The sequence below is a fragment of the Paracoccus sanguinis genome, from assembly GCF_900106665.1.
GTDB lineage: Bacteria > Pseudomonadota > Alphaproteobacteria > Rhodobacterales > Rhodobacteraceae > Paracoccus > Paracoccus panacisoli.
The window spans coordinates 150,794-171,347 of record NZ_FNNA01000003.1 but is presented as its reverse complement, the minus strand read 5'-3'; the positions used below and the strand labels follow the sequence as shown (position 1 = coordinate 171,347).

Genomic DNA, 20,554 nt, shown 5'->3' with positions numbered 1-20,554 from the left:
CCACGAAATATTGCGGCTAACGGTGACGCTTCATGCACCTCGGTTATGTTGTCAACAGCTATCCGCTGCCGTCCCACAGCTTCATCCGGTGTGAAATCGCGGCGCTGGAATCGCTCGGGCACGATGTCCACAGATTCGCCATGCGCGGTGACCGCTCGGCCCTCGCTGACCCGCTCGACCGAGCCGAGCACGACCGCACCGAGCATCTGCATGACCGTGGCCCCCGCGGGTTGCTAGGCGCGCTGCTGCGGGAAAGCGGGGCCGCCCCCTCGGCGGTGGCCGGCGCCTTGCGGCTCGCGCGAACGCGAGCGGCGGCCGGTGAGTCGAGCCTCGCGCGGCAGTTCGCCTATCTCGCCGAGGGCGCCGTCATCGCCCGGCGGGCGCGCGAGCTGGGGCTCGACCATCTGCACGCCCATTTCGGCACCAACTCGACCCGGATCGCGGGGTATGCGCGCCGCCTCGGCGGCCCGCCCTTCAGCTTCACCGTCCACGGGCCCGAGGAGTTCGACGCCCCCCTCCAGCTCGACCTCGGCGGCAAGATCGCGGCCGCGGCCTTTGCCGTCGCGGTCAGCAGCTTCGGCCGCTCGCAACTCTGGCGGTGGGCGGCGCTGCAGGACTGGGACCGGGTGCATGTCGTCCATTGCGGCATTGACCTGGACGAGTTTCCAGCCCCCCTGCCGCTGCCGGCCGATCCGGGCCGGCTGGTGGCGGTCGGGCGCTTCGCCGAGCAGAAGGGCTTCGGCCTGCTCGTCCGCGCCTTCGCCCGGGCGCGCGCCGAGCGCCCGCAGTTGCGGCTCACGCTGGTCGGCGACGGGCCCCTGCGCCCGCAGATCGAGGCGCTGCTGGCTGCCGCCGGGTTGGGCGAAGCGGTCGAGCTGGCCGGCTGGCAGGACCGGGCGGGCGTCCGCCGCGCGCTCGCCGCGGCCGATGCGCTGGTCGTCCCGAGCTTCGCCGAGGGTTTGCCGGTGGTGATGATGGAGGCGATGGCGCTGGGGCGCCCCGTGGTCGCCACAATGATCGCGGGCATCCCCGAACTGGCGCGACCCGGCCACGACGGCTGGCTGGTCCCGGCGGGGGACGAGGCGGCGCTTGCCGCCGCAATGGTCGCGGTCGCCGACAGCCCGCGCGAGACGCTCGCGGCCATGGGGCACAGCGCGCGCGCGCGGGTCGTGGCGCGCCACGACGTCCGCCAGTCGGCGGCCCAACTCGCCGCGCTGTTCCAGCAGGCGGGCGAGGCTGCCCGCCGGGGCGGGCTGCCCGCGCGCTAGGGCCGGGGCTGCTGGCGCATATGGGCCCGCAGGGCGCGGCGGGCGGCCATGCTGTCCACCGCCGCGTCCGGGGCATCCGCCGGGGCGGGGGCCGGGGCCCGCGGCGGCGGGGCGGCGGCCGGGCCGCCCTCGGCGTGGCGGATGAAATCCCCCAGCACCGGAAAGCGGAACACGTCCGTCACCCCCAGATGCGCGAGCCCCAGCCGGTCGCGCAGCGTCCGGTGCATCTGGATCGCCAGCAGAGAGTGCCCGCCGGCGGCAAAGAAATTGTCCCGCGCGCCAAGTTCGGACACGCCCAGCACCTCACACCAGATCCCCCGGATCGCGGCCGCGCGGTCGCCCGTCTGCGCCGGGGGCACCGTGCTTTCGGCGGGCGCCGAGGCAGCGGCGGTCGGCACGGCGGCCACGCGGGCGGGGGTGACCGTGCCCGGCGGGGGCAGGGCCTTGCGGTCGATCTTGCGGTTCGGCGTCAGCGGCAGCTGCTCGAGCCGGACGATCCGCCCCGGCACCATATGCGCTGGCAGGTCGCGCTCGAGCGCCGCGCGCAAGCCGGCCTCGTCGCCCGGCGTGCCGGTGACATAGCCGACCAGCCGGGCGTCGCCCGGAGTGTCCTCGCGCACGATCACCACCGCCTCGCGCACGCCCGGCTGGCGGGCGAGCGCGGCCTCGATCTCGCCCGGCTCGATGCGGAAGCCACGCAGCTTCACCTGCTGGTCGATCCGGCCGAGGTAGTCGAGCCCGCCGTCCGGCCGCCAGCGCACCCGGTCGCCTGTGCGATACATCCGCCCGCCTTGAGGCGCGCTGCGGAACGGGTCGGGGCGGAACGCCGCCTCGGTGAGGTCGGGACGGTTCCAGTAGCCGCGCGTGACCCCGTCGCCGCCGATCCACAGCTCGCCCTCGGCCCCCTCGGGGACCGGGCGGCCGTCGGCGTCGAGCACGTAGACCGTGGTGTTGGCGATGGGCCTTCCGATCGGCGCGCCCGTGACCTCGGGGGAGAGCACCGCCGTGGTCGACCAGATCGTCGTCTCGGTCGGGCCGTACATGTTCATGATCCGCGCGCCGGTCAGGCCGCGCAGCTCGCCCAGCAGCGGCGGCGGCAGCGCCTCGCCGCCCAGCATCAGCACCTTGAGCCCGCCCAGCGCCCCGGCCACCGCCGGGTCGGCGACGAGGATGCGCGCCATGCTCGGGGTGCATTGCAGATGGGTGACCCCGTGCCGGCGCATCATCGCGGCGATGGAGTAATCGCCGGGATCGGCCTCGCCGACATCGCCCCCGGTCGCCGCCCGCAGCCGGGCCAGCAGCGGGAACGACCCAGCCACCACATCGGGGGCGATGCCGTAGTCGATGAGGCAGGCGACCTCGCCCACCCCGATGGCCTTGAGCTGCTCGACCCGGGCGATGGCATCGTCGAGCGAGCCGAACAGCCCCGAGTCCTCAAAATAGCGCAGGAAGGCGAACTCGAGGATACCGTCGAGTTCGTCCTCGGTCAGCGTGCCGAGGTCGATGGCCATGGGGTTGGTCATCCCCGCCGGTCGGCGGAAGGCCGGAAACTCCCACGCATATTGCTTGACCAGCGCGGCGGCGGCGCGGAGGTAGTCCTTCATCGGCCCCCGCGCGATCTCGCGCGCGGTCTCGCGGTCCTCGGCGAGGAAGCTGTGCAGCATCAGCGTCACGGTGAAGTCGGCCGGATCGTGGCCCGCCGCACGCAGGGCGGCGTGGTATTCGCCGATCCGCTGGGCCACGGTGTCGATGCTCTGGCCCAGGAGGTGCGTCAGCACGTTGGCGCCCAGCCGCCCGGCCTCGGCCCAGGTCTCGGGGTTGCCGGCGACCGTCACCCAGATCGGCAGCTCGCGCTGCACGGGCCGCGGCTGGGTCACCACCGCGTGCATCGAGCCGTCGGCGCGCGGAAAGGCCACCGCCTCGCCCCGCCACAGCCGGCGGAGCGTGTCCACGCTTTCGATCATCGCGGTCTTGTTATTCGGGGGCGCGTTCTCGGGGCGCAGGATGAAATCGTCGGGCTGCCAGCCCGAGGCGACGGCGATCGCCGCCCGCCCGCCGGTCAGGTTGTCGATCACCGCCCATTCCTCGGCCACCCGCGCCGGGTGGTGCAGCGGCACGACGCAGCTGCCCGCGCGGACCGAGATGCGGCTGGTGACCGCCGCCACCGCCGCGCCGGTCACGGCGGGGTTGGGGTAGGGGCCGCCGAAGGCGTGGAAATGCCGCTCGGGCGTCCAGAGCGCCACGAAGCCGTTGTCGTCGGCGAAGCGCGCCCCTTCCAGCAGCAGGCGGTATTTCAGCGCCCCCGGCCCGTCGTCGTTGCCCCAGTAGTAGAGGCTGAACTGCATTCCCGGGCCGCTGGACGCCGGGCCGGCCGCGCGTCCGCTGGCGGCAGCCGAGACGGCCAGGCGGCTCTCCTCTCCGGCGATGACCAGCTTGAGACCGCGGGCGAGCGACCAGAAGATTTCCAGCACCGAGATGTCGAACGAGAGGCTCGTCACCGCCAGCCAGGCGTCGCCGGGCGCGACGGGGATCTCGGCGTCCATGCCGCCGAAGAAGTTGGCCACCTGCCGGTGCTCGACCATCACGCCCTTGGGGCGCCCGGTCGAGCCGGAGGTGTAGATGAGATAGGCGAGGTTCGCAGGCGTTACCGCGACCTGCGGCGGCTCGGCGTCGCCGGTGGCGATGGGCAGCGCTTCGACCCCGTCGGCCCCCGTCGGCAACGTCAGCCCCGGCTGGATCAGGGCCACGCAGGCGCCGCTGTCGGCGAGGTAATAGGCGAGCCGGTCGGCCGGATAGTCGGGGTCGAGCGGGAGGTACGCGCCGCCCGCCTTCCAGATCGCCAGCGCGCCGATGACCAGCTCGGGCCCGCGCCTTGCCATCAGCCCCACCGGCTGGTCGGGGCCGACGCCCGCCGCAATCAGGCGGTGGGCGAGCGCGTTGGCGGCCCGGTCGAGCGCGCGGCGGCTGAGGCTCTGGTCCTCGAACACCAGCGCCACGGCCTCGGGGTCGGCGGCGGCGGTCGCGGCGATGAGGTCGTGGATACAGGCGGCCGGGATGTCACGCGCGGTGTCGTTGCGCCCGACCAGCAGCGCCTCGCGCGCGGCGGGGTCCATCACCGGCAGGTCGCGGACCGCGGTCGCGGGTGCCGCCTCGAGCGCCCAGCCGATCCGCGCCGCGAGCCGCTGCGCCGCGGCGGGCGAAAGCCGCGCCGGGTCGTGGTCGAGTGTCACGCCGGTCCCCGTCAGGATCAGTGTCGCGGCGCTCTCGGCCACCGGGCCGCGACCGGTGAGGTCGAGGGCCACGTCCGGGATCGCCGCCGCCCGCAGCTCAGGCGCGCGGTGCCGCAGGTCAGCCATGAAGGCCCCGCGACCGGCCTGAGCCGCCAGCGCCGTTTCGAGCGCCGCGGCCATGCCAGCGAGGTCGGGCGCGTCGGGCAGCGCCAGCGGCACCCAGTCGCTGACCATGCCGGTGGGGTCGTCGGGGTGGCCCTCGGGCCGCAGCGCGACCGTGGCGCCGGTGCGTCCCGCGATCTGGGCCATCACCGCGGCCACGGCGGCCAGTGTGGCGCGGGCGTCGCTCCCCTGCGCGGGAATGGCGATCCGGCTGCGCGGGGCGGCAGCGGCCTTGGCCTGCGGCTGCAGGTCCGCGAGGTGCAGCGCGTCCATCCGCGCCAGCCGCTTGCGCCAATAGCCGTCGTGGGTCGCCGCCGCGGCGGCGAGCGCGCCCAGCTGCGCGCGCAGCGCGGCATCGGTCCCGAGCACCGCGCCGGGCGGCGGCAGGTCCAGCGGCTCGCGCAGCGCCAGCCGCACGGCGCGGTCGGCGCAGGCGACCGTCAGGCTGCGGTCGCCGGCCGCGAGCACCGTGCCCGGCGCCCCGCCGCCGTCCACCAGATCGGCATGCGTCACCGTCGCCACCCGGCCGCCCGGCAAGGCCAGCCGCGGCTCGGCCAGCGGGTTCCAGTAGGCGCCGTGGTCGAGCCCCCGGACCAGATCGACCACCCGCTGCGCCGGGCCGGAAAGGTCCACCATCCCGCCCGCCTCGGGCCGCTTGGCCTTGGGCAGGTAGCTGCGCTGGCCCAGATCCTGCCGCTCGCGGCGCAGATCGCCGGTTTCCAGCATCTCGACCAGTTCGGGCAGGCTGTCGGCGGCTTGGGCGAAGCAGCGCGCGTTCAGCGTCAGCGCGGTGTCGTCGGCCCGGATCGGAAAGTCGCGGCGCACCAGCACGTCGCCCTCGTCGATGCCGCCCTCGATCAGGTGCCAGCAGATGCCGTGCCGCTCGTGCCCGCCGATGATCGCCCAGACCGGCGCGTTCAGCCCCGCCATCCGCGGCAGGGGGCCGTCATGGAAGTTGATCGCCCCCAGCCGGCCGCGGGCCAGCGTCTCGGGCGGCAGGATCGAGAGATTGGCGATGCTGAACAGCCAGTCGGCATCGGGCGCGGTCAGGGGGGCAGCGTCCTGATCCTCGACCGGGATCCCGTGGCTCGTGGCATAGGCGCGCAGGTCGGGGTTGCGGGTGATGATCGCCCGCACCTCGTGGCCGCGCGCGCGCATCAGGTCGGCGGCGTGGCGCAGCAGCAGCTCGTTGCCAACGAGGATCGCAGAGAACCAGGTCATGGCGTATTCCTTTCAGGCCGGACGGCACGGGCGACGGCGCCCCGGGCCATGCGGGTCAGGTGGCCGGGCGGCACGCCCGGCGCGCGGCGTTCGATCAGGCAGCGCAGCCGCCACAGCCCGCCGCCCGCGACATGGGCCATCGCGGCCGCCAGCGCGCCGCGGCGGCCGTGGTGCTTGCGGAAATAGCGGTCGTGCGAGGCGTACCAATAGTCGGGGACGCGCGCCCAGGTCTTCATCCCTGTGCTGGCCGAGCCGACATGGACGACCTCGCTTTCGACGACGTAATGGGTCTGCCAGCCGCGGGCGGCGGCGCGGCGGCAGAGGTCGGTCTCCTCGAAATAGAGGAAGAACCCCTCGTCGAAGTCGCCGATCTCGTCGATCACCGTCTGGCGGATCATCATCGAGGCCCCCGCCGACCAGTCCACCCGCCCCGACACCTGCGGCCGCGGCAGCGCCACGACATGGCGCGCCAGCCAGCGCGTGACCGGGCCGGTGCGGGCGGTCGCCTCGAACTCGCCGGCGACCGAGGGAAAGCGGAAGGCGGTGTCGTGGTGGTCGCCCGCAGGCCCGTGCAGGCGCGAGCAGGCGATCCCCGCCTCGGGGTGGGCGTCGAGGTGGGCGATGAGGGCGCGGATCGCGTCCGGCGCCGGCATCGCGTCCGAGTTCAGCAGATAGACGAGATCGGCCCGCCGGCCGTCCGGCAGGCCGCGGCGGATGGCGAAGTTGTTGCCCGCGCCGAACCCGCCGTTGTGCCCCGAGCCGACCACGGCCAGCCGCCCGCCCGCGGTCCAGCCACGGGCCGCGGCCTCGGCGGCGAGCTGCGCCTCCGAACCGTCGCCCGAGTCGTTATCGACGATGGTGATGCCGCCCGCGATCCCCTCCATCGCCCTCAGCGCGGCCTCGGCGGCGGCAAGCGTCAGCGCGGGCGTGCGCCAGTTCAGGATGATCGTGTGCAGGACGTGCGGGGCGGTCATTCGGCGGCCACCCGCGGTGCGGCCCGGTCGGCGGCGCGCAGGATGTCGCGCAGCACCGTCCCGAGGCGGCGGACGTTCGGCTCGAGCACCATCGAGTCGTGGTCGCCCGGCACCTCGACCACCCGCAGCGCGGGCATCCATTCGCCCCAGCCGTTGTCGCCGTAGAGATACTCGCGCCCGGTGGTGACCCAGCGGTCGCCCGAGACCTTCCAGCGCCGGTCGAGCGGCGGGCGGAACAGCGTCACCGGCCCCTCCCACGGGGCCAGCGCGACGCGGGGCAGGGCGGCGCGGAAGGCCGCCTCGATGGCGCGGTCGTGGAACGCCTCGGGCTCGTTCGCGGCCCCCGCCTGGCGGCGCCGGGCGAGTTCGTAGCTCAGCTTGTCGCGCGCCCAGGCGGCGAGGAACGCCGGTCCCTCGGCCTTCAGCTGCTGGGTGCGGATCATCAGCTTGTCGCGGCGGCTCAGCACCGGGCGCTGCGGCAGCGGGGTGTCGAGCAGGACGAGCTGCGCGACCGCCTCGCCCTCGGCCTTGAGCGCGCGGGCCATCTCGAGCGCGATCAGCCCGCCGCCCGAGAAGCCGCCGAGCAGATAGGGACCGCGCTGCTGCACCTGCCGCACCTCGGCCAGATAGTCGCGGGCGGCCTCGGCGAAATCCTCGTGCGGGCGGTCCTCGCCGAAAAGCCCGCGCGCCTGCAGCCCGTAGAACGGCCGGTCGGTCCCGACCCGCTGGGCGAGGTGGCGCAGGTTCATCACGTTGCCGAACATCCCGGCGACGAGGAAGAACGGCGTGCCCCCCGTGGCGCCGCCCTGGCCGCCCATGGGGACGAGGTGGCGGCGGGTGGGGGCGTGGGGCGCAGGCGCGGGCTCTGCGCCGGGGGCGGTATCGGGGGTGGCGCGGGGTCCGGCGCGCTCTTCGACCAGCCGGGCGAGGCCCGCGATGGTCGGGGTCTCGAACAGCGTAGAGATCGGCAGGTCGACCCCGAACACCTTGCGCAGCTGGTTGAACATCCGCACCGCGATCAGCGAGTGCCCGCCGAGGTCGAAGAAACTGTCCTCGGCCCCGATCTGCGCCACGCCCAGCAGCTCGGCCCAGATCGTCGCCAGCTCGGACTGGGTGCCGGGGGCGGGGGGGACGTAGTCGGCGTCAATCTCGGGGCGCTCGAAGCTCTGGCCGCCGCGGTCGGCCTCGGGCGGGCGGGCGGCGTCGGCGACCAGCGCCGGCAGGTCCATCGACGAAATGTAGAGCTGCGGCAGCCCGCTCGCCACCGCGCGGGCGAGCGCCCGTGGCCCCTCGGCGGCGGGGATGCCCTGCGCGACGAGATGGGCGAGGCGCCGCTCGCCGGGGTCGTGGTGGACGGGGGGGGCGCTGTGCGCCGGGGCGGCCTCGGGGCCTGCGGTGAACCCCGCCGCGGCGGTGTCGAGGCGGCGCAGGGCGAAGCCGGTGATGCGGCAGCAGACGGCGCCCTCGGGATCGGTCAGCGTCACGTCGAAGCGCGCCATGCCGCCCGTTGCGGCGGCCAGGCGGACGTGGCTCGTGACCCGCGCCGGCAACGGGCGCCAGAGGTCGAGCCGGTCGTAGCCCAGAGGCACCCAGAGATGGCTCGCCGACCAGCCCGGGATCAGCGCCATCGCCCAGCCGGTGGCGATGTCCATCAGCGCCGGGTGCAGCAGATAGCCCTGCGCGAGATCGCCGGCATAGGCCGGGTCGAGCGCCAGCTCGGCCACGCCGGCGTCGCCTGCGATCCGGCTGCGGCGCAGGACCTGCCAGCGCGGGCCGAACCGCATCCGCGGCGCCTGCGCCGAGGCGAGGGGCCGGCCGCCGGCGTCCTCGTCCCACCCCCCCGGCGGCGGGGGCGGTCCCGCGGGCGGCGCGGCGGGATCGGCCAGCGGCACCACCAGCGCGGTGACGTTCGGCCCGTCGCCGGCCGCGTCAGAGAGGGTGATGCGGGCGGCATCCTCGACCCGCGCGACCTCGACTGAGAGCCGCGTTTCGGCCCCGTCGGGGACCAGAACGGGGCGCAGGAACTCGACGCCGCGCAGGGTCAGCGGAAGGGCGAGGCCCGCCTCGCGCGCCGCCTCGGCGAGGATCTCGAGGCTGCCGGTGCCGGGCAGCAGCGCCTGCCCCGACTCGGTCCGGTGCTCGTCGATGACCCAGTCCGCGGCGCTGAGGCGGCGGACGAAGCGCAGCGCGTCATCTCCCGGCAGGCGCAGCCCGAGCAGCGGGCCGGCGGCGGGGGTGCCGGTCTCGGGCTCGTGGCGCGTCGGTCCGGGCTCGGGCGTGGCGCCAGCGGCGTGCGCCACCGGCTCGGCAGGCATGGCCGGCACCGCGCCCGTCGCGCGGGCGGCCATGCCGGTGTCGGCCCAGACGCCCCAGTTCAGCGCCACCACCCGGCCCAGCTCGGGCGGGGCCTGCCGGGCTATGGCGTTCAGATACTCGTTCGCGGCGACGTAGTCGGCCTGCCCGGCAGGCGCGATCGCCGTGCTGGTCGAGGCGAAGAGCACCGTCAGCCGCGGCGGGCGGCCGCGCAGCGCCGCGATCAGCGCGTCGGTGCCGTGCATCTTGGGGGCAAGCACGTCCCACGCCTCGTCGTCGCTCTTGCCCGCCATCAGCCCGTCGCGGGTCAGGCCCGCGGCGTGCAGGACGCTGTCGACGGGGCCGAACCGCGCGACCGCCGCATCCACCGCCGCGGTCATGTCCTCGGCGCTGGTCGGGTCGGCCGTCAGGGCGAGCACCTCGGCCCCCGCGGCCCGCAAGCCCGCGACCGCCCCCAGCACCGCGCGGCTCCGGGCGCTCAGCCCGTCCAGAGGCTCGCGCGTCGTCAGCACCAGCCGCGCCCCGCCGCGCCGGGCGAGGTCCTGCGCGAGCGCCTGCCCGATCCCGCCGAAGCCGCCGGTGATCAGCGTCACCGCGCCCGGCGGGATGGCCGCTGGCGGATGGGGCACGAGGGGCAGGGGGGCGAGCTGCTGGACGAGCCGTCGCCCGCCGCGCCAGGCGACCAGCGGCTCGTCCCCGCTGACCGGGGCGAGCAGTTCCTCGAGCAGCGCGTCGGCCAGCCGGTCCAATCCCGCCTCGTCGGGCTGGGTGCGCCCGATCAACCCGCGGCGCGGTGGCGGCAGGCGGACATCGACCAACCGCGCCGGGCCCCCGCCCTCGCGCGGCAGCATCCGCACCGGGCCGGTCGCCGTCATCTTTTCGGGATGCGGGGCCGGCTCGCCTGCCACGCTTAGCGCGTCGTTGCAAACCGCGATCAGCGCCGGGTTCGCGTCGGGCCATTCGGACCCCAGCGCCTGCGCCAGATGCAGCAGGCTGAAGAACCCGCGCTCGAGATGGGCCATCGGCACGCTCGACCCCGGGCGGCAGCTCTGCCCCGAGGTGATGCCCCAGAAATGCGCGATCCGGTCCACCGGCGCGTCGAGCAGCCCCAGCATCTGCGCATAGCCGTCGCGCCCGGCCTCGGGCGGCAACGTCAGCCCCTCGGGCGTCTGCGCCACCCGGTCGCCGGCGCGCAGCATCGTGACCTCGTGCCCGCCCGCGCGCAGCCGATCCGCCACCCGGTCGGCGACCCCCATCTCATCGGCCAGCACCAGCCAGCGCAGCGGCGGGTGCAGCGGCGCCCCTGACGCGTCGAGTTCCACCGCCGGGGCCGAGAGGCGCCAGACCGGGCGCCAGCCCCAGCCGGCCGGGTCCTCGATCCGCGCCGGCGCGTCGTCCTTGACCGCCGCCGAGGCCGCGCTGCGCTCGATGAAATAGCGCTTGCGCTGGAACTGGTAGCCGGGCAGCGGCAGCCGCCGCCGCGGGGCGTCACCCCAGATTTGCGCCCAGTCGAAATCGCCCCCCGCCGCCCACAGCCGGGCCAGCGCGCTGATGAAATAGAGGTCGTCGCCCACCGCCTGGTCGCGGTGCCGCAGGGTCGAGATCACCTGATAGGGCCGCACCCCCGGATTGGCCCCGGCCATCGACGACATCGCCCGCCCCGGCCCGATCTCGACGAACAGCGTCGCGGGGTCGGCGGCGAGATGGGCGATGCCCTCGGCGAAATGGACGGTGCCGCGCAGATGCGCGGTCCAATAGTCGGGGTCGGTTGCCTCGGCATCGGTGAGGGGCCGCCCGGTGCGGTTCGAGATGATCGGGATCTGCGGCGGCGCAAGTCGGATGCCCGCCAGATAGGCGCGGAAGCGAGGCAGGATGTCCTTGAGCATCCGCGAGTGGGCGGCGATCGAGATGGCGATCTTCTGCGTCTCGACCCCCCGCGCCGCCATCGCTGCGGCAAAATCCTCCAGCGCCGCCTGCGGCCCCGACACGACCGACAGCGACGGCGCATTGACCGCGGCAAGGTCCAGATCGTCCAGCTCGGCCGCAAAGCCTTCGGGCGCGAGCGGCACCGACAGCATCCCGCCCGGCGGCACCCCGTCGAACAGCGTCCCGCGCAGATGGACGAGGCCGATGCAGTCCTCGAAGCTCATCACCCCGGCGAGGCAGGCGGCGGCGTTCTCGCCCATGCTGTGGCCGATCAGCGCCGCGGGGGTGACGCCCCATGCCATCCACAGCCGCGCCAGCGCGTATTCCACGATCATCAGCAGCGGCAGTTGCGCCGAGGGGCGCATCAGCGCGGCATCGGCCGCGGCGGTGGCGTCCGGCTCGGGCAGCCAGAGCGGGCGCAGGTTGGGGCCGAGGGTGGCCAGATGCGCCAGCCCGCGGTCCATCCAGTCGCGGAACACCGGCTCGGTCTCGTAAAGCCCGCGCGCCATGCCGGCGTATTGGGCCCCGCCGCCGGGGAACATGAAGACGACGCGCGGGTCGTCGCCGGCCTTCTGTGCGTCGAACACCCGCCGGTTGTCGGCGCCGCCGCGCAACAGCGCCGCCGCCGCCTCGGCGGCGTCATGGGCGACAAGCACCCGGCGCCGCTCGAACCGGCGGCGGCCACGGACCAGCGTGTGCGAGATGTCGGCGGGATCGGCGTCGGGATGGGCCTCGAGCCAGCCCGCGAGCGCCGCCGCATTTGCGTCGAGCGCCGCGCGGCTGCGGCCCGAGACGGCGAAGATGTGGAAAGGCCAGTCGGAATCCTCGGCCGCGGCGGGGGGCGGGGGTTCCTCGAGGACGACATGGGCGTTGGTGCCGCCGACGCCGAGCGAGTTGACACCTGCGCGGCGCGGCCGCATCGCCTCGGGCCAGTCGGCCAGCCGGTCCGCGACCCGGAAGGGTCCGCCGGCAAAGTCGATCGCGGGGTTCGGGGCCGAGAACCCCAGCGTGGGCGGGATGCGCCCGTGGTGGACGGCCAGCGCCGCCTTGACCAGCCCGGCTGTCCCCGCCGCGGTGTCGAGGTGGCCGATGTTGGTCTTGACCGAGCCGACGAGGCACGGCCCCGCCCGCGCCGCCGCCGCGGGGACGCGGGCGAAGGCCTGGTTCAGCGCGGCGATCTCGATCGGGTCGCCGAGCGGCGTGCCGGTGCCGTGGCACTCGACATAGCCGACGCTTTCGGGGGGCGTCCCCGACATCACCAGCGCCTCGGCCACCGCCGCGGCCTGGCCCTCGACGCTGGGGGCGAGATAGCCGGCCTTGGCAGCACCATCGTTGTTGATCGCGCTGCCCCGCACCACCGCCCAGATGTGGTCGCCGTCGGCCAGCGCATCGGCCAGCCGGCGCAGCACCACCACCGCGGTGCCGCTGCCGAACACGGTGCCCTGCGCGCGGTGATCGAAGGCCCGGCAATGCCCGTCCGGCGACAGGATCTCGTTTTCCTTGTAGAGATAGCCGCGCCCGTGCGGCAGCTCGATCGTCACCCCGCCGGCCAGCGCCATGTCGCACTCGCCCGACGCGAGCGACTGGCAGGCCAGATGCACCGCGACCAGCGAGGTCGAGCAGGCCGTCTGCACGTTCACGCTGGGCCCGGTCAGGTCGAACAGATGGCTGGCGCGGGTGGCGAGGAAATCCTTGTCGTTGCCGGTGTGGCGCAACAGGAACATCCCCACGCCGTCCACCAGCTCGCGGTTCGAGCAGAGGTTGAAGTAGAAATAGCTGCCCATCCCGCAGCCGGCAAAGACGCCGATGGGCCCGGGGAAGCTCTCGGGGACATGGCCCGCATCCTCGAGCGCGTTCCAGCAGCTTTCCAGGAACTTGCGGTGCTGGGGGTCCATGATCGCCGCGTCCTTCGGCGAGAGCCCGAAGAACTCGGCGTCGAAGCCGTCGAACTGGTCGAGGACCGCGGCGGCCGGAACGTAATGCGGATCGCGCAGATGCAGCGCGGATTCGCCCGCCGCCGCCAGCTCGTCGGCCGACCGGCGCGAGATCGACTCGACCCCCTCGCACAGGTTGCGCCAGTAGGCTCCGACAGTCTCGGCGCCCGGAAGCTGGGCTGCCATGCCGACGATCGCAAACTGATCGTGCCCGGGGCGGGATACGCTTGACGACCCCTCGTTCACGGCCAAACTCATTCAAACAAACAACTACAACGCCCCGAGTATAGGCCGCAGGACAGAGCCAAGTATAGACGCGCGGGCTTATCTTTTCATGCAGGTCCGGGGCGCCGGGCGAGAGGAGGGGCAGGTGGAGTTTGCATATCCCGACGGGGCGCGCGTCCGGCTGACCCACGCCGACGCCCCGAGCCTGCTGGCCGAGGTCGCCGCGCGGCTTGAGGCGGGGCAGGGGTTCGCGCTGGCGACGCTGAACGTCGATCACCTCGAGAAACTGGGGCGGGAGGCGGGGTTCCGCGCAGCCTATGCGGCGCATGATCTGGTGGTGGCGGACGGGAACCCTGTGGTGTGGCTGTCCCGCCTTTCCGGCCGGCCGGTGGGGCTGGTGCCCGGCTCGGACCTCGTGGTGCCGCTGGTCCGGGCCGCCACGGCGGCGGGGGTGGGCGTGGCGCTGATCGGCGGGCGGGGCGAGAGCCTCGTGCGCGCCGCCGCGCGGCTGGGGCGCGAGGTGCCGGGGGCGCGCATCGTCCTGACCCATGCCCCGGGGTTCCCCTTCGATCCGACCGGCGCCGAGGCCGAGGCGGTCGCCGACCGCATCTCGCGGTCGGGCGCGGGGCTGTGCCTGCTCGCCCTCGGCGCGCCGCGGCAGGAGATCTTCGCCGCCTTCGCCCGCCGCCGCCTGCCGGGGGTCGGGTTTGCGTCGATCGGGGCGGGGCTCGACTTCCTCGCCGGGGACCAGCGCCGCGCCCCCCGGCTCGTGCGCCGAGCGCGGATGGAGTGGCTGTGGCGGATGCTGAGTGATCCGCGCCGGCTCGCCGGGCGCTATGCGAGGGGCTTCATGATCCTGCCGGGCCACGCCCGCCGCGCCTGGCGGTCGCGGCATCGCAGATCGCCTTGAGCTGGTCCGTGCGGGCGGTGAACTCACGCTCGAAATCATGGCGGGCGGCAAAGGCCAGCCCGGCCTCGGCCGCCCGCATGAGCGCCGCGCGGTCGGCATCCAGCGCCCTGATCCGGGCGGCGAGCGCGCGCACGTCGCCCATCGGCACCGTCCAGCCGCCGCCTGACCGCGCCACCAGCGGGGTCAGCATCCGGTTGTCGAAGCCCGCCACCGGCAGGCCGCAGCCCATCGCCTCGATGTAGCTGCACGACGGGTCGGACTGGGTGTGCAGGCTGACGAACAAGTCCGCCTCGCGCCGCGAGACCGGCACCAGCCCGTCGGCGAAGGGCAGGGGGCGGTGGAGGCGCACATGCTCCTTGCCGCCCGCGCGGTGCCCCAGCGCCGCCAGCGCGGCCTTAAGGGCCGGCAGCACGCTGCCCTCGCCGTAGATGTCGAGGCTGTAGGTCATTCCAGCCGCATCCAGCGCGGCCACCAGCGGCGCGATGAGGTGCGCCCCCTTCATCGGTTCGAGCCGGCCGGAGTGGATCAACCGCAGCGGCGCCCGCCTGGCGTGGCGGGCGGCCCGCGCCGCCATCTCGGCCGGCGTGGCCATCATCGCCGCCGTCATCCGGTTGTCGAGGTAGAGCAGGCTCCGCCGGTTCAGCCCCGCATAGGCGGCGGCCGCGGGAAAGCCGTTCATCTGCACCCCGTCGGCACGGGCGAGCGCGGCCCGGCGGCGCGGCTCTTGCCGCAGGTTCCAGCCCGCCGACCAGAGCCGCCGGGCTGCGTTGCGCGCCGGGTCCATCCGCGCGATCCTGAGCCGCGTCCCGAGCGTGTATTCGATCCCGAACACCAGCGGCACGCCGCGCGCCCGGCAGAGATCGGCCAACCCAAGCTGCGCCGCGGAATCGGCCGAGCCGAGGACCATCCCCGCCTCGGGCGGCAGCAGCGCCCCGGGCGGGGTGGCGGGCGGCATCAGCACCAGATCGAACCCCAGCGCGGTCGGATCGCGGGCGTGACTGAACGGGGGCGGGGCAGGGGCCTCGGGCATGACGACCCGCACCGGGCCGTCCCATTCGCGGCAATAGAGCGCCATGCCCTCGACGAACTTGTCGTCGAGGTGGACCAGCCGGCCCTCACGCGCGGCTTCGGCCGTCACGAAGATGACCAGCAGGGGGCGGGCCATGTCGGACCCGCCCGTCAGTGCATCCCGACGAGCGGCCGCAGGTTGCGCAGATGACGCGCAGCCAGGCTGCGGGCTTGTCGGCCGCGGACCAGCGGTCGTGCCGGCGCGCCGGGCACGCCGTGCCTGAGCGCGGGGAACAGTTCGAGGATCTCGGCGCGCGCGGCCCGGCCCACGGCCCGCAGCGCCTCGGCCCCGGTGTAGAGCGACTCGCTTGCGGCGCCGTTGGCGGTGACGACTTCATGGTCGTCGAAGAGCAGGTGGATGTACTCGACCTCGGTCGCCTCGGTGTCGATCGAGATGCCGGGCAGCGAGGTCAGCTGCTTGGCCGCGACGAGCACCTCGGCGGTGCCGAACATCCGCTGGGCGATGCGCGAGGTCACCAGCATCCGGTGCTGCGGCGACACGGTCAGGTCGGCGGCCGGGCACCCCGGCCCCAGCGCCCCGGCGCGGATGCGCACCGGGCGCAGATGCGGGGCCGAGGCGAGCGCCGCGGCGCCCAGCCTCCGGCGCCCGACCCAGCGCAGCGGTCGCGCCCCGTGGTCGCGGGTCAGCACCGCGTCGCCGGCGCGCAGCGCCTCGATCGGGACCGCGCCGCGCGGTGTGGCGATGCGCGTCCCGGCGGTGAAGCAGGGAATGCCCATCGCATTGAGCAGCCGCCGACTGCCGAGCTGCGCCGGGGTGACGCCGACGAGGGTGATGCTTTCGCCGTTCGGAAAGGTCAGGACGGCGTTGCCGTCGCCGTCCGCGCTGATCGTCACGTCGTCCAGATCGACGGGGTTGCCGGAGGCGTCGTGCAGCGCGCCGACGTCCAGCCGGTCGGTCGAGACGATGCTGCCGTCCGGCTGCCGGACCGGAACTCGGAAGTCCAGCACCCGGTCGTCGCCCGACCCGTCCTGCAGCACCAGCACATCGGCGGAGTTGTCGGGCTGCGTCGGGTCGCCGTAGAGATTGCCGTTGAGCGAGATGATGTCGTCGCCGGCGCCGCCGTTGACGACATCTGCGCCGTGGCCGCCGTTCAGCGTGTCGTCGCCGGCGCTGCCGATCAGCGTGTCGTCGCCCTCACGCGACAGGACGTTCACGCCGGTCGTGCCGGTCAGCACCGCGCCCGAGGCGTCGATGCTGTCGTCGCCCTCGCCGGTCAGGATGCGCTCGAACTGGTGAAACTCGGCGGTGTTGCCGTGGTTGTCGGCCAGCGTGCCCGACTCGGCGCCGGTGAACTCGACGGCGACCCCGTCATAGGTCCACGCGTTCAGCGCGTCGCCGCTCGTCTCACCCGTCTCGCCGCCGTAAAGGACGTCGTGACCGGTCTGGTTGTCGACGTCCTTGCCCCACCGCACCCCGTCGTCGCCGCCTCCGGCATGGACGGTGTCGTTGCCGGTCGAACTCTCGATCAGGTCGTCGCCGTCGCCGCTGTCGATCAGGTCATTCCCCGCGCCGCCGTCGATGGTGTCGCGGGCGTCGCTGCCGATGATGGTGTCATCCCCGGCGCCGGTGTTCACGTCGATCCCGGCCGAGGTGCCGGCCGCCGTGACGGCATCGTTGCCCCACCCGAGATTGAGCCGCTCGATCCCCGCGAAGCTGACGCTGTCCGCCCCCTGCACGACCGTGCCTTCGCCCGCGCCGGAATAGGTCACGGTGGTGCCCGCGGTCTGCCCGCTGGCGTCGAGCGTGTCGCCGCCGTCCCCGCCCAGGATCGTGTCGTTGCCGGGGGCATCGCCGATGACGATCCGGTCGTTGCCGGCCAGACCCTCGATCAGGTCGTCATCGGGCGTCCCGACAAGCGTGTCGTCGCCGACGGTTCCGACAAGATGCGCCATGAAAACTGCCTTTCGAGGGGCCAACTGGTAAAAAATGGAAACACGCGGAGTCGGAAAGACTACATCACGCGGCCGCCCCCCCAGTCACCTGACCTTTTGGACAGGATCACTTTGGACAGGTTCGGGCCGACCGGTCAGGGAGTGTCCGCGACCTCGAGCAGGCAGAGCGAGAGGCAGAGCCCGCCCCCGACCCATTGCTGCGCCGGCAGCAGCGCCCCCGCGGTAAAGGGCGGGACCGCGTGCGCGAAGACCAGCCCGTCGGGCGTCAGCCGCAGGTCGTGGAAGCCGAGCAGCTGCCGGGTCAGCGGATACTGCGCCTTGTAGGCGGCCTCCTTGAGCGAAAAGATCCGCAGCGCAGCGACCGGCGGGGGCAGGGGGGCGAGACGGGCGATTTCCGCGTCGTCCGCGATATCGCCGATCAGGTCGGGAGAGAGCGGGCGGTCCGGCTCGACATCGACGCCGAGGGCGGCGATGCCGCTGTCCGCGATGCGCGCGGCGACGGCGATGGCGACCGCGCCGGCATGGCTGATGCTGCCCACGACACCGCGCGGCCAGATCGGAGCGCGGTCGGGCCCGGCAGGGATCGCCGCGGGCGGCTCGCCCAGTTGGGCAAGGGCCGCGCGCGCGGCGGACCGCCCGGCGGCGAACTCGGCCCGGCGGTGGGGGACGGCGCGGACGACGGCGGCGTCCTCGCCGGGCCAGAGCGGGGCAGGCGTGGACCCGACGTCGGCGGTGGCAACGGCCAGCTTCGCCAGCCACGGGTGATCCTGCGCCGCGATCAGCCGCGCGAGCGCGGCGCTGTCGAAGGGTGCGCCGGGGTCACCCATGCCGGGATGCGGCATCGTCACGCCGCCCCGCGGGCCGTGCGGACAGAGGACCGGGCAGGGGGGCGCTGCGGGCGCGCAGACTCACGCCTCGGCGACGTGGGCGGGCGGGTTCTCCATGATCTCGAGCACCCGCTCGGGCGGCCGCGCCAGCACCGTGCCGCGCGAGGTCACCACGAACGGGCGGTTGAGCAGGATCGGATGCGCCTCGATCGCATCGAGCAGCGCCTCGTCGTCGAGGCTCGGGTCGCTCAAGCCCAGTTCGTCATACGGCGTTCCCGACTGCCGCAGCGCGGCGCGCACCGTCAGCCCGGCGTCCGCGATCAGGCGCCGGATCGTCGCCCGGTCCGGGGGGGTGCGCTGGTAGTCGATCACCTCCGGCTCTTCGCCGCCCGCGCGCAGCGTGGCCAGCACCCGGCGCGAGGTCGAGCAGCGGGGGTTGTGATAGATCGTCACGGTCATGGTCAGGTCCCTTCAGATCGTGACCCAGCGTCGGGCCGTCGACAGGGAGATTACTTGTCACGCCGATGGAACGAAACGCCAGAGTCGGCCGTTCAAGAACCGCAACGAAACGAACCCTCTATCGGGAAAGGAAGCCGCACCATGGCCAACAATTACACCGCCTCGGATCTGAAGAAAGACGTCAAGGACGCCGCCCGCGAAACCGCCGACGACGTCAAGTCGGGCGTGGACAAGCTGGCCCGCGACGCCAAGGACGCCTGGAACGAGGCGACCGACAATACCGCCGCCGACAAGGCGCGCCGCGCCGCCGACGACGTCAAGCATGCCGCCGCCGACATGGCGAACGCCGCCAAGGACAAGGGCGCCGAGTTCGTCGAGGCCGCCAAGGAGAAGGGCGCCGAGTACGCCGAGCGCGCTCGTGAAGAGGCCGATCGCCTGTACCGCGCGGGTGAGCGCAAGGCGACCGAAGTCGCGCAGTATGCCGGCGACTACTACGACGAGATGTCCGACATGGTCCGCCGCAAGCCCGCCCAGGCGCTCGGCATCGCGGCCGGCGTCGGCTTCCTGGTCGGCCTGATCCTCGCCCGCCGCTGATCCGATGTTCGATTACGCGCGCAATATGCAGCTGGCCCTTTCCGACGCGGGTCGCCGCGCCGGGATGAAGGCCGCTGCCGGAGTCGTCGGGCTGATCGGCGCCGGGTTTCTGGTCGCCGCCCTCTGGACGTTCCTGGCCTACCACCTTCACTGGGGTTCGCTGGGGGCGTCCCTCGCCATTGGCCTGCTGTTTGTCATCATCGGCGTCGTGCTCATCTCGATGTCGAAGACGGTGAAGCACCCGGTGCCGTCGACCGACGAGCTTCGCGCCGAGGTCGAGGCGCGGGTGAGCCTCGCCACCGATGCGGCGCTGGAAAAGGCGCGGCTGAAGGCGACCGAGGTCGTGGACAACGTCGAGGGTCGGGTCGCATCGCTGGTTGACGTCGTGTCCTATCGGGCCGCGAAGTTTGCCGACGATGCCGAGGCCAAGGTGCACGGGTTCGCCCGTGACGCCGAGGCGAAGGTGCAGGGCTTCACCCGCAACGTCGCGGGCGAAGCGGCGAACCGGGTCGGGCTGACGCCGCAGTTCCTGGCCGACACGCGGGACACCCTGTCGCGCGTGAAGGAGTCGAACGCGGCCACCATCCCGCCGCTGATGGGCGCCTTTGCCGTGGGCGTGGCGCTGGCCTCGAAGCTGCAAAGCTGGCGCCACCGCGACGACGATGAGTATGATTTCGTCGAAGCGGATTACGACGACGACGATCGTTACGACGCAGACGGCTTCTATCGCTGAGCGTCGAGCCACCAAATGGAAAAGGGCCGCCCCACCGGGCGGCCCTTTTCGCATGCTCGGCGCTGCGCGATCAGCTGTTCGCTTCGCGGATCTTCTCGGCGGCGGCCTTGTCATAGGCGACGCCGGCCCGATCGAATAGCTGGTCGAGTTCGCCCGAGAGGGTCATCTCGGTGACGATGTCGCAGCCGCCGACAAACTCGCCCTTGACGTAGAGCTGCGGCACCGTCGGCCAGTCCGAGAAATCCTTGATGCCCTGGCGCATCTCGTCGCTCGACAGCACGTTCACGTCGCGGAAGGCCACGCCCATGTAGTTCAGCACGCCGGCCACGCGGCTCGAGAACCCGCACTGGGGAACCTCGCGCGTGCCCTTCATGAACAGCACGACGTCGTTGCCGTCGATGGTTTCCTGGATCTGCGAGCGGATGTCGGTCATGGCAGGGGTGTCCCGTGATGTGGTAGGGCCGCACGTCGGCACGGCGGGTGAAATTGGACGCGGCGCGCCCGCGTCAGTCCGGCGCCTTGGTGGTCAGCGCAAGCGCGTGCAGCGCGCCGCTCGGGCCGTCCATCTTGCCCTGCAGCGCCGCATAGACGAGCCGCTGCTGCTGGACGCGGTTGAGGCCCCGGAAGGATTCGTCCACCACTTCGGCGGCGTAGTGGTTCCCGTCGCCGGCAAGGTCCGTGATCGTGACCGCAGCGTCAGGAAAGGCCTGACGGATCAGCGCTTCGATCTCATAGGCTTCCATGGCCATCGGCAATCCCTCCGGGTCGGCAGACATCCCGACTGACTTAAGCGGGT

General features: G+C 73.4%; 13 protein-coding genes. 4 read left to right on the top strand and 9 right to left on the bottom strand.

Going from position 1 to position 20,554, the window contains the following annotated elements:
- Nucleotides 1-32 precede the first annotated feature (32 nt).
- Nucleotides 33-1,268: a glycosyltransferase gene (locus tag BLW17_RS12000; RefSeq protein WP_036733954.1), complete on the top strand. Its 1,236-nt coding sequence runs from the start codon at nt 33-35 to the stop codon at nt 1,266-1,268.
- Here BLW17_RS12000 and BLW17_RS11995 read toward each other — a convergent pair.
- Genes BLW17_RS11995 through BLW17_RS11985 form a run of 3 tightly spaced genes read right to left on the bottom strand, consistent with a single transcriptional unit; the run spans nt 1,265 to nt 13,214 of the window.
- A complete protein-coding gene (locus BLW17_RS11995; RefSeq protein WP_074826694.1) occupies nt 1,265-5,881 on the bottom strand; it encodes a MupA/Atu3671 family FMN-dependent luciferase-like monooxygenase in 4,617 nt (1,538 codons plus the stop codon). The genes BLW17_RS12000 and BLW17_RS11995 overlap by 4 nt on opposite strands.
- Entirely contained in the window at nt 5,878-6,855 is a 978-nt protein-coding gene (locus BLW17_RS11990) for a glycosyltransferase (protein WP_036733956.1), read from the bottom strand. The genes BLW17_RS11995 and BLW17_RS11990 overlap by 4 nt, the downstream gene beginning before the upstream one ends.
- A complete protein-coding gene (locus BLW17_RS11985) occupies nt 6,852-13,214 on the bottom strand; it encodes a type I polyketide synthase (RefSeq protein WP_244507330.1) in 6,363 nt (2,120 codons plus the stop codon). The genes BLW17_RS11990 and BLW17_RS11985 overlap by 4 nt, the downstream gene beginning before the upstream one ends.
- 184 nt (nt 13,215-13,398) lie before the next feature.
- Between BLW17_RS11985 and BLW17_RS11980 the strand changes: the two genes are divergently transcribed.
- Nucleotides 13,399-14,163, top strand: coding sequence for a WecB/TagA/CpsF family glycosyltransferase (locus BLW17_RS11980; protein WP_074826689.1), 765 nt, complete (start codon nt 13,399-13,401; stop codon nt 14,161-14,163).
- On the opposite strand, the gene BLW17_RS11975 is transcribed toward BLW17_RS11980, so the two are convergent.
- From BLW17_RS11975 to arsC, 4 genes are all read right to left on the bottom strand, one after another.
- Nucleotides 14,102-15,328, bottom strand: a complete 1,227-nt coding sequence (locus BLW17_RS11975) for a glycosyltransferase (protein WP_036734309.1) — start codon at nt 15,326-15,328, stop codon at nt 14,102-14,104. The two genes, BLW17_RS11980 and BLW17_RS11975, sit on opposite strands and share 62 nt — an antisense overlap.
- Nucleotides 15,329-15,342: 14 nt before the next feature.
- Nucleotides 15,343-17,145 carry a Hint domain-containing protein gene (locus tag BLW17_RS11970; RefSeq protein ID WP_036734311.1) on the bottom strand — a complete coding sequence of 601 codons (1,803 nt, stop codon included), beginning with the start codon at nt 17,143-17,145 and terminating at the stop codon, nt 15,343-15,345.
- Between the two features lie 134 nt (nt 17,146-17,279).
- Complete coding sequence (locus BLW17_RS11965) at nt 17,280-17,972, bottom strand: 4'-phosphopantetheinyl transferase family protein (protein WP_036734313.1); 693 nt, start codon at nt 17,970-17,972, stop codon at nt 17,280-17,282.
- An 81-nt stretch (nt 17,973-18,053) separates the two neighbouring features.
- Nucleotides 18,054-18,431: an arsenate reductase (glutaredoxin) gene (arsC, locus tag BLW17_RS11960; protein ID WP_036734315.1), complete on the bottom strand. Its 378-nt coding sequence runs from the start codon at nt 18,429-18,431 to the stop codon at nt 18,054-18,056.
- A 141-nt stretch (nt 18,432-18,572) separates the two neighbouring features.
- Here arsC and BLW17_RS11955 point away from each other — a divergent pair, with 141 nt between their 5' ends.
- Together BLW17_RS11955 and BLW17_RS11950 are read left to right on the top strand one after the other, a co-directional pair.
- Nucleotides 18,573-19,025 (top strand): ElaB/YgaM/YqjD family protein, encoded by a 453-nt coding sequence (locus tag BLW17_RS11955; protein WP_036734316.1) that lies wholly within the window; start codon nt 18,573-18,575, stop codon nt 19,023-19,025.
- A 4-nt stretch (nt 19,026-19,029) separates the two neighbouring features.
- On the top strand, nt 19,030-19,758 hold the full coding sequence (locus BLW17_RS11950) for a phage holin family protein (RefSeq protein WP_036734317.1): 729 nt from the start codon (nt 19,030-19,032) through the stop codon (nt 19,756-19,758).
- A 70-nt stretch (nt 19,759-19,828) separates the two neighbouring features.
- Here the strand turns inward: BLW17_RS11950 and grxD are convergent, their stop codons facing one another.
- On the bottom strand, nt 19,829-20,191 hold the full coding sequence (grxD, locus tag BLW17_RS11945) for a Grx4 family monothiol glutaredoxin (RefSeq protein ID WP_036704661.1): 363 nt from the start codon (nt 20,189-20,191) through the stop codon (nt 19,829-19,831).
- Between the two features lie 73 nt (nt 20,192-20,264).
- The gene (locus BLW17_RS11940; RefSeq protein WP_036704664.1) at nt 20,265-20,507 is read right to left on the bottom strand and encodes a BolA family protein; all 243 of its coding nucleotides are present in this window, start codon (nt 20,505-20,507) and stop codon (nt 20,265-20,267) included.
- Nucleotides 20,508-20,554: the final 47 nt, after the last annotated feature.